9 protein-coding genes are annotated in these 8,897 nt (G+C 70.6%); 5 read left to right on the top strand and 4 right to left on the bottom strand.

The genetic code is table 11. The features are described from left to right. Positions 1-133: 133 nt before the first annotated feature. Complete coding sequence (locus ACFWZH_RS37490; protein WP_384442301.1) at positions 134-826, bottom strand: WXG100 family type VII secretion target; 693 nt, start codon at positions 824-826, stop codon at positions 134-136. Continuing rightward, positions 823-1,131 (bottom strand): hypothetical protein, encoded by a 309-nt coding sequence (locus ACFWZH_RS37485; RefSeq protein WP_384442298.1) that lies wholly within the window; start codon positions 1,129-1,131, stop codon positions 823-825. Before ACFWZH_RS37485 ends, ACFWZH_RS37490 begins: the two co-directional genes overlap by 4 nt. Before the next feature lie 239 nt (positions 1,132-1,370). Between ACFWZH_RS37485 and ACFWZH_RS37480 the strand changes: the two genes are divergently transcribed. The 3 genes from ACFWZH_RS37480 to ACFWZH_RS37470 all read left to right on the top strand — a co-directional run bounded on the left by ACFWZH_RS37480 (position 1,371) and on the right by ACFWZH_RS37470 (position 5,847). Next, positions 1,371-1,775 carry a hypothetical protein gene (locus ACFWZH_RS37480; RefSeq protein ID WP_384442295.1) on the top strand — a complete coding sequence of 135 codons (405 nt, stop codon included), beginning with the start codon at positions 1,371-1,373 and terminating at the stop codon, positions 1,773-1,775. Positions 1,776-2,308: 533 nt separating this feature from the next. Continuing rightward, positions 2,309-4,519 (top strand): ATP-binding protein, encoded by a 2,211-nt coding sequence (locus ACFWZH_RS37475; protein WP_384442292.1) that lies wholly within the window; start codon positions 2,309-2,311, stop codon positions 4,517-4,519. Further along, positions 4,516-5,847 carry an SUKH-4 family immunity protein gene (locus tag ACFWZH_RS37470; RefSeq protein WP_384442289.1) on the top strand — a complete coding sequence of 444 codons (1,332 nt, stop codon included), beginning with the start codon at positions 4,516-4,518 and terminating at the stop codon, positions 5,845-5,847. The genes ACFWZH_RS37475 and ACFWZH_RS37470 overlap by 4 nt, the downstream gene beginning before the upstream one ends. A 102-nt stretch (positions 5,848-5,949) precedes the next feature. Here the strand turns inward: ACFWZH_RS37470 and ACFWZH_RS37465 are convergent, their stop codons facing one another. Beyond that, on the bottom strand, positions 5,950-6,249 hold the full coding sequence (locus ACFWZH_RS37465) for a hypothetical protein (RefSeq protein ID WP_384442286.1): 300 nt from the start codon (positions 6,247-6,249) through the stop codon (positions 5,950-5,952). An 86-nt stretch (positions 6,250-6,335) separates the two neighbouring features. Beyond that, positions 6,336-6,938, bottom strand: coding sequence for a hypothetical protein (locus tag ACFWZH_RS37460; RefSeq protein ID WP_384442283.1), 603 nt, complete (start codon positions 6,936-6,938; stop codon positions 6,336-6,338). 283 nt (positions 6,939-7,221) lie between these two features. On the opposite strand from ACFWZH_RS37460, the gene ACFWZH_RS37455 reads away from it, so the two are divergent. Both ACFWZH_RS37455 and ACFWZH_RS37450 read left to right on the top strand, forming a co-directional pair. Further along, positions 7,222-7,557 carry a hypothetical protein gene (locus ACFWZH_RS37455; protein ID WP_384442280.1) on the top strand — a complete coding sequence of 112 codons (336 nt, stop codon included), beginning with the start codon at positions 7,222-7,224 and terminating at the stop codon, positions 7,555-7,557. 153 nt (positions 7,558-7,710) lie between these two features. Beyond that, positions 7,711-8,748 carry a PE-PGRS family protein gene (locus ACFWZH_RS37450; protein ID WP_384442277.1) on the top strand — a complete coding sequence of 346 codons (1,038 nt, stop codon included), beginning with the start codon at positions 7,711-7,713 and terminating at the stop codon, positions 8,746-8,748. The last annotated feature ends 149 nt before the right edge of the window (positions 8,749-8,897 follow it).

Genomic DNA, 8,897 nt, shown 5'->3' with positions numbered 1-8,897 from the left:
TCCCATCGGGGCGGCGGGCCGCCCAAGCGCCATAGCCGCCCGCCACCCAACCGGGGGGGGGGCGTCCCCCCCCGCGTGCGCCCCCCCACCGCCGTTTGTGCGGGTGCCGGTGCGTGCCCGCACCGGTGACAGGTCAGCCGAAGGCACCGTGCTGGCCGGTGTCGGGCGCGCCGGCGCCGGTGTCCGGCTTCTCCGGCTTGGCCTGCTCCGCCTTGGCGGCCGGTGCCTGCTCCGGCTTGGCCTTCGGGTCCCGCTCGCCGTCCGGCTCCGCACCGGCCGGCCGGGTCCGTACGCCCTTGGCGATGCCCTCGCCACCGCGCGTCTTGGCCTCGCCGGCCTTCGCGGGTCCGAACGGGTCGGGCCCGTGCGCGGCCGTGGAGGTCTCCCACTTGTGCGTTACGGGCGGCCGCTGGCTCTGGCCGCCGCCCCCGCGCTTGCCGAAGGCGCCGCCGAGGCCGTTGGCCAGCTGGCCGAGCGCCATGAAGCCGTAGGCGGCGTCGCGGCCGGACGAGGACGGCGCGTGGTGCGCGGAGTTGTCCACCGGGGGCGCGCCGTGCTCCTCGGCGGCCTTGTCGTCGGACTGCGCGGCGGCCGTCTCCAGATCCGCCGCGGCCAGTTCGAAGGCGGGCAGAGAGTCGTCGACGGACCGCTTGAGACGGTGCCACTCCGCGGCGAACGCCTCACCCGCCGGACCGTGCCAGTTGGCCGCGGCGGCGGTGCCGACGTGCCGGTCCAGATCGCGGACCATGCCGTCGAGGTGCTTGCCCATCTCGCGCCAGCCGGCCGCCGCTTCGTGCAGCGCCTCGGGGTTGCGTCGCTCGCTCACTTGACGCTCCGCATCATCTCGACCAGCTCGTCCTCGGCCGCCTGCGTGTTGGCGACGGTCTCCTTCAGGCCGTCGCCGACCTCGGCGAGCCGCTGCTGGAGCTGGACGAGGGCGTGCTCGGCCTGCTCGTACAGCTCGCGGTAGGGCCGGGCCGTCTCCTCGCTGCCGAAGCCGTCCCGCAGCGCCTCGGCATCCGCCCGCCTTCTGAATGCGGCCAGCTGCCGGCTCAGTTCTTCCGCGCGTATCTCGAAGGTCGCACCGAGCTGGTGCAACTCCTCCGTACTGAGCCGGACTTCGTCGGACATCATTTCTCCCCGAATTGAATGACAGCTGCCTGCCAACATCGCCTCAGGTCTAGCACACCCGCAATAGGCCCGAAGCCCACCGTCGAGCGGGCGGCGGAGCGAGCGCGGAATGCATACCGAGCAATTTGCGGCAATACCGACAACCCCCGCCTTGACGACCCGTTCACACCCGTCATTAGACTCAAGGACGCCGGTGCAGCACACGCGGTTGCTGTGCCACGACGTTCAAGGGGGCAGAGATGAGCAACGAGCGACAGATCCAGGACGAGGACCTGATGGATGTCGCCCAGGACCCGGAGCAGGCGCACCGGCTGCGCAAGGCGCTGAAGGTCCTGGCGGAGAACCCCAATGTCGGCGGCAAGCTCCAGGAGATGGCACAGGAGGTGCTCTCGGGGCGCATGGGCATGAAGGACGCCATCCAGACGCCGGGCTACATGGACGCCATCGGTGACCGGATGACGGAGATCCGGCGGGCCGCGGAGGACCAGACCATGGCCGAGCGCGAGGAGTCGCGCGCGAAGTTCGCCGCCTGGCAGCAGGAGCAGGAAGAGAAGGAAGCCCAGGAGCGCGCCGAGCGCGACGCCCCGTCGTCCAACATCGTCACGGCCCCGCGGCGCGGCGGCGGACACGGCCACCGGCGCTGACCCCGCATACCGGCTGCCCCCGGAAACCGGCGCCGGCGCGGCCGAGCCGGTGGGCACGGTGGGCACGGTCGGCATGGCCGATTCGGTCGATACCGTCGTCGATACTGTCGAGATAGGCGGTATCGGCGGTTTGGCGGCATGGCAGCATGACGACTACGCCCGATGTGCTTGATTCGGTTGATTCGTTCGATTCGCTGGAATCGCTTGATTCGGTGGAATCGCTGCCATGACGTGATGCGGAGGAAGGCAGATCGTCCGTCCAGAGAATTCGGGCAGATCTGCTTCCTTTCCGCACCGGGCGCTCGCCTTTTCTCCACAACGGGCCGCGGGAACGGGCTCAGGAGCCACCGGCCTCCCGCTCACCCCACACGCCACCGGCACAACGTCCCCACACCCGCCCCGGCCTGCGTGTTCCAGTTCCGGAACAGAGACCCCGCGCCGTCCCGCGCACGCGCCCCGGATCATAGGATCGAGGCGGTAAACGCAGGAATCCACGAAGGTGGAGGGCGGGATTGATGGGGGACGAGGAAGCCATGAGCGCCTCAGAAGAAGGCAACGCCCGAGCGGCCGGATACACACCGCATCCGTACATCGGCGGCCGTAGCCCCGCACTGCGCGCCCTCGCGGCCTGGCGCATGCGGTGGCCCGGCGCGCCGCGCGTCATCGCGCTCACCGGAAACCCGGGAAGCGGGCGTTCGCGCCTGATCACCGGCTTCCTGATGATGTGCGATCCCGACTACCGCAAGCAGCTGCCGCTGGACGACATGGACCCGGCCACGGTGCCCCCGGACCTGCCGGCCCCCGCCGTACCGAGCCCCGAGGGCCGCACCGCGGCACAGGTCCTGTGGCTCCTCGCCGATCACTTCGAGCTGAGTGCCGCGCGCGGCGAGGACATCTTCACCGAACTCGCCGGTCGTGAAGAGCCGGTGACCATCGTGGTGCCGGACGTCGACCAGGCCGGTCCGGTACGCGCCGCGAACGAACCGGCCCGCCTCATACGGGACGTGCTCAAGCCGCTCGCCGCCACCGAAACGGTTCAGCTGCTCGCCGATGTGCCGCGCGAGCTGGCCGCCGAGCTGATCGCGGCGCTGCCGGACGGCCAGGCGCAGATCATCGATCTGGACGCTCCCGAGTGGGCCGACCCCCAGGGCCTGCTGCTGCACGCCGAGACCGCGCTCGACCCCGCCCTCGGGGCGCCGGAACTCCCGTACACCACCGACCCGTCGGCCCGCCGGGCGCTCGCCGCGGCGATGGCCGAGCGCGCGGGCGGCGACCGGCTGACCCTCCAGCTCGCCGTGCAGTCGCTGCTGATGCAGCCCGAGGGCTTCGACCCCGCGGACGCCTCCCTGCTGCCCGGCGGCGTCGGCGAGGCGCTCGATCTGCACGCCCGCCGGCTGGGCGCCGATCCCCAGGTCCTGCGGCTGATGCTGGCGCCGCTGGCGTTCGCCGAGGGCGAGGGCCTGCCGGTCCAGCTCCTGGGGCCGCTGGCGAGCGCCCTCGCCGGACGGGACATGAGCCAGGACTTCGCCGACGGCATGCTGCTGGCGGCGCCGTTCGTCCAGCCGGTCGAGGCCTCAGCGGACGACGAGGACGCGGGCGAGGACGAGGGCCAGGAGCCGGAAGGCGGCGCCCCCGGGGCCGCTTCCGCGGCCCGTCCCGGCGGCGGTGCGGACCGTGCGCTGCTGCGCCTGGCGCACCCCGCCATCGCCGCGGAGATCCGCTCCGGGCTGCCGGACGTACGGGACGCCCAGACCAAGATCGCCATGGCGCTGCTGGAAGCGGTGCCCCAGCAGGACTGGTCGCAGGCCGATCCCTACATCCGCGACCACCTCGCGGCACACACCCTCGAAGCCGGTCTGCTCCCCCAACTCCTCACCGACCCGGGCCTGTTCGCGCACGCCGACCCGGTGACGCTGCGGGCCGCCATCGAGGCGGTGCCGCTCGAACAGCTCGGCGCACCGGCCCGTACGTACCTGCGGACCGCTCCCCTGCTCACCCGCTCCCAGGCGCCGGCCACAATGCGCGCGGCGTTCCTGGAGACCGCGTTCGTCGAGGACGGGCTGACGCCGTACGCACAGGCCCTGCACGCCCGCGGCTTCACGCTGCCGTGGCGGACGCTGTGGAGCGTGCCGCTGACCGGCGTGCGCGCGGTGACGATCGCCTCGCTGCCCCCGGACGGCGAGGGCGCGGCGGCGGAGGCGGCCGAGGGCGACGGTTCCGCGGCGGCCGGCGGCACCGCCGCCCCCCGCGCCGTCGCCGCCCTCCTCGTTCCCGAGGGCACCCCCGGTTCCCGTACGGTGCCCATCGGCACGGACGGCAGTACGGACGGCGGCCCCGCGCAGGGCGACGCGGCGGCCCAAGGCAGCGCAGAAGACCAGAGCGGCGGGGTGGCCCTGCTGCTCCACGATCTGCACGCTCCCCAGTACCTCGACGCCGACCCCTCACGGGCGGTGCAGCCCTCGGAGGAGGAGCGGGCGGCCGCGCCCCTCGGCTTCAGCCGGGGCGCCGACTATCTGCGGGTCTGGGCCCGCGCGAGCCGGGAGGTGGTGGCCGCGCTGCTGTCGGACTCCCCGATCACCGGCGCCGATCTCTCCTTTGACGGGGTGCTCGTCGTCGCCACCGAGCGCGGCGTGACCGCCCGCCAGATCCTCGCGCCCGTCCCCGCTGCCCCCACCGTGCCGGCCCAACGCACCGGCACCACTGACGCCGACGCTCCCCACGGCCTCGAAGGAGACCACTCGTGATCACCCAGGCGCAGGCACACGCCACCGCCGCCCGCTGGCTCAACCCCGAAGGGCATCAGGGCCCGCCGCGCGAGGTGGCCATGCAGGAGTTCGACCTCGGCTGGGTGGTGTGGGCCGTACCGCCTCCCCCGGAGGTCGACCCGCAGACCGGGCAGCGGCGCCCGCCCGCCGAGATCGGCACCGCCTGCGGCGTCGTCGACCGGGCTTCGGGCGAGCTGACGGTGTGGCCGTCCGTACCCGTCGACGAGGTCGTACGGATGTACCAGCACAAGCACGGCGGCGGCGCGGGCGCGGCTCCGGCGGAGCCGGCCCGGCAGCCCGTCACCGGCCCCGGCAACACCGCCGTCGCGACCTACGACGATCCGTCGACCGGCGAGGAGACCAGCCTGGTCAAGGTCTCGGCTCCCGGGCAGCCGCCCGTCGAGTTCCAGCTCTACGACGAGCTGCGACGGCTGGGGGTGAACGCCGCGGACGTCCGCGCGGTCCACACCGACCTGCGGCCCGCCCTGCTGCCCGGCGGCTACCCCGGCGACTTCATCCTTCGTACGTTCCCGAACGCCAGCTTCTCCTGCACCGAGGGCTACGGCATGCGCCCCGAGGAGCGCGCCGAGGGCATCGCCGGACTGCTGCGGCACGTCGAGATGATGCACCAGATGGCCGGGCAGCAGGCGCCGCCGCGTCCGCACCGGCTGCCGGTCCCGGAGCGCGTCGAGGCCGCGCCGCAGATGCGGGACGTGGCGCTCGGCAAGCACCTCGTGGAGGTCTTCGGACCCCAGGGCGTGGGCCGTCCGGACGCCGACGACGTCGCCTCGGGGCAGCTGCCCGAGGCCACCAGGAACACCCTGGTCTGGGCCGGACTGCCGACCTCGGTGCCGTACTTCTTCACCGCGGACCGCCCCGACACCCCGCCCCCCGGCGGGATGTTCACGGACGTGGCGTCCTACCTGCGCGAGACCGGCACCGAGGCCCGCGAAGAGACCCTGAACACGCTCGCCGGCTACGTCCGGCTCGGCACCGACGGCCTCTACACGATCGCCGTCCAGTGCCTCGCCCCCGAAGAGCAGCAGAGCATGGTCGGCACCATCTGGGCCGTCCAGCCGTCTTCGGGCGGTGGCCGGTTCGTCAACCGCACGCTCTCCGCGTATCTGCGCTCGCTCGCGCTGCTGGTCACCACGCGCCGTGGGATGCAGGGGATGGACCCGCTCGCGGCGGGCGCGGCGGTCGCCGCCTTCCAGGAGCAGATCGCCGCGATCGACTCCTGGGCACTGGACGACCAGGGCAACTGGTGGTCACTGGTCATCGAGCAGATGTGGCACGGGCTGTTCTGAGGCACCCGGGTTGCTCTGAGGCGGGGTCGGGGCCGGGGATGCGTAGGTGCGTCAGCGTACGCACCCTCACCCCCGGCAGCCCCGGGGACCCTCGATGCTTTCTCAGGGCAACAGCAACCAGTCCGCCGCCAGCGCCGCCGCCAGGCCGACGCCCAGCAGCCAAGTGCCCAGCCGGGTACGCCCGTTCCGGCTGAGTTCGATCACGATGCCGCAGAGGACGAGCGCGGCACCGTAGACCCCGACCACCAGCACCGACGTACGCGACGCCAGGCGCACCACCAGCACCAGCGCCATCGCGCCCATCAGGACCGAGGCCAGGACGATGCGTATGCGTCGGGCCTGACGAGGCGTCAGGCCTTCGTGATCCCCGGAGACCGGCTGCTCATTGCTGGTTGCGTCCATGAGCGGAAATGCTACGGGACCTGCGGTTGTCCGCGGCTACGGGACCTGCGATCGGGCAAGCGCCCGGATCCCGGGCACGCCCGGCCCTATCCCTCCTGCCGCATCCGCTCGGTGAACATCTTCGACAGCTTGAGGAGGGTGGGGTCGACGGCGTTCTGCAGACGGCTCCCGTCGTACCTCACCGTGCCGATGAAGTTGGCCTCGCGAATCACCAGCTCTTGGTTGTCCTTGTACGCCGGATCTACCTCCACGAACGCCACGCTCCCGGATCCGAACGTCTCAGCCTTCAAGGTCCGGTACTTGGTCGGGCTGCTCTGCGCGTACGATTCCCACTTCCTGAAGGCCTTCTTGGCCGTGTATTCGCTGCGGTACACGACCACCTCGAAGCGAGCCGACTTGCTCCTGTCGCCGCTCCCGTACTCGGCATGGCCGACAGCCACAGCCTCCTTGCACCAGCCCGAGGGCTTATCCGGGGCCACACTGCACTTCTTAGGTGCTTTGGCGCGGCTGGACGGCTTATCGGTCACGGTCCTGAGCTCGGTCGGCATGCTCTCGCGCGGCGGCAGGATGTCCTCAGCCGCCTGGGCGCCTCCCAGCTTCGAACCCGACCCGCACCCCGCCAGAGCGAAGGACATGGCCAGCACCCCGGCTCCGACCCACTGCGCCTTCTGACGCATCCCGAACCGCACGACAACTCCTCAGATCTCGAAAACACCGGCCTCACTTGTATCAGGGAAGGATGACGCCACCACAGCCGCCCATGGTTCCGGCGGCCCCTAATCCCCTCACTAAACATTCACGCTAATCTGACCTCAGGTCAATTCATCGCAATGTCAACCCAGTTGAGTTGGCCGCAAATCCCACCGAGCTATCCCATATCCGCCTTGACAGGCGCACATCCAGTTCACCTAATGTGAGATCATTGGGCACGGCAATGCACGAACCGGATCCGGCGAAAAACGGGGGCAAACAGTGGCAGGCAAGGCATTCGACGTCGATCCGGACGTTCTCAGGACGCAGGGCGACGTATTCGTCAACATCGGCAGCACCTTCTCCAGCGCAGCGAAGAAGCTGAGGCAGGAAGCCGACAAGGACGCCGCCGAAAAGGCATTCGAGGGCTGCGACTTCGGTGACATCTTCCTGACGATCTACGAGCCCATCGCGAACGGCATGTTCGACTCGATGGACTCCCTCGGTGAACGCCTCGAAGGTATCGGCGACAAACTCACCACCATGGCGAAGCACTACGCCGAGTCCGACGAGCAGGGCATCCACACCATCAGCGCCGTCGGCCGCCCGGCCATCTGAGACGACACCGGCCACTGAGGCAGCCACTCCCGGGCCCGCCGCGACAGGCCGCCGGCCTCCCGCCGCATCCCGCCCTGTCTCCACCTGACGGTATGCCTCCGCCCACCCACACCTCCATCTCACTCAGCTACCACCGCACGGGGGACGATCACTGTGTCAATCCAGCTGCCAGGAGGGGTCGACTGGGTTCTCGACCTCCTCGGATTCAACTGGCCGAATGCCGACGAGGACCTGCTCTTCGAATGCGCCCAGGTCTGGCGCAACTTCGCCGAGGCCGTGAACCAGGCGAACTCCGACGGCTCGACCGCGGCCGGCACAGTGTTCTCCGCCAACTCGGGCGAGGCGGTCGAGGGCTTCTCCAAGGAGTGGGGCGCCTACAACGGCAGTGCGGGCGGCGACAACTACCTCCGTGATGCCGCCATGGCCGCCGAGGTGATCGCGCTCGCCTTCGACGCGGCCGCGCTCGCCGTCATCGCGGGCAAGATCGCGGTCATCGTCCAGCTCGTGATCACCGCCGCCGAACTCATCGCCGCTCAGGCAGCCGCCCCCTTCACCTTGGGCTTGTCCGAACTCGGCGCGGCCGGCGCCACCCAGGCGTCCCGCGTGATCATCCGCCAGATCCTCGACAAGCTGAAGCGCGAGGTCATGGAGGCGGCCACCAAGGCGATGGAACACGCCACGATGGACGCCATCAAGAAGATGACCAAGGACCTGGCAAAGAAGGCGGTGTCCAAGGAAGCCCGCAAACTGGTCACGGACTACGCCAAGCAGCAGGTCAAGGAAACGGTCAAGGACACCGTCAGGGAGACGGTTGTCGACGCGGCCAAGGAAAAGGCCGTGGAAGCCGGCCAGGAAATGGCGAACAACGTCGTCGAGCAAGGCATCGAGAGCCACTTCGGCGCACGCGACGGTATCGACTGGGGCGAAACCGCCGACATCGCCAAGGAAAAAGCCGGCGAATACGTCGACGGCGTCAAGGAAGGCGCCGCCAGCCTCGCCGACCCTCAGACCTATATCGACCACGCCAAGGAAGACCTCGCAAACCGCGCGGAAACCCACACCAACCGCGGCCTGGACCACGCCCAACGTCGCGTCGACAACCGCACCGGCGGCGCCGCCACCAACAACCCAGGAGCCACGGACGCGGTCCGCTCGACCGTCACGGACGAGGTCCGCTCGGTCTTCGGCTGACAGCTGCGCTCACCGTGATGCCCACGGGGTGCGGGGGTTTATGGCCTAAAACAAGGCAACCGAGGGCGAGACCCGGTTAACCCCCCCCGGCGCCCGCGCGGCCGCCCCCGCCCGGCAGCAACGAGACCCCGCCGTGGGGCCGCGCCCCG

This window comes from Streptomyces sp. NPDC059008 (genome assembly GCF_042749045.1).
In the GTDB taxonomy this organism is placed as follows: domain Bacteria; phylum Actinomycetota; class Actinomycetes; order Streptomycetales; family Streptomycetaceae; genus Streptomyces.
This window is presented reverse-complemented; position numbering and strand designations above follow the sequence as displayed.

Excerpts from the sequence above, each read along its gene's own strand:
- ACFWZH_RS37485 (WP_384442298.1), bottom strand. The coding sequence starts at position 1,131 with ATGTCCGACGAAGTCCGGCTCAGTACGGAGGAGTTGCACCAGCTCGGT.
- ACFWZH_RS37480 (WP_384442295.1), top strand. The coding sequence starts at position 1,371 with ATGAGCAACGAGCGACAGATCCAGGACGAGGACCTGATGGATGTCGCC.
- ACFWZH_RS37465 (WP_384442286.1), bottom strand. The coding sequence starts at position 6,249 with ATGGACGCAACCAGCAATGAGCAGCCGGTCTCCGGGGATCACGAAGGC.
- ACFWZH_RS37475 (WP_384442292.1), top strand. The coding sequence starts at position 2,309 with ATGAGCGCCTCAGAAGAAGGCAACGCCCGAGCGGCCGGATACACACCG.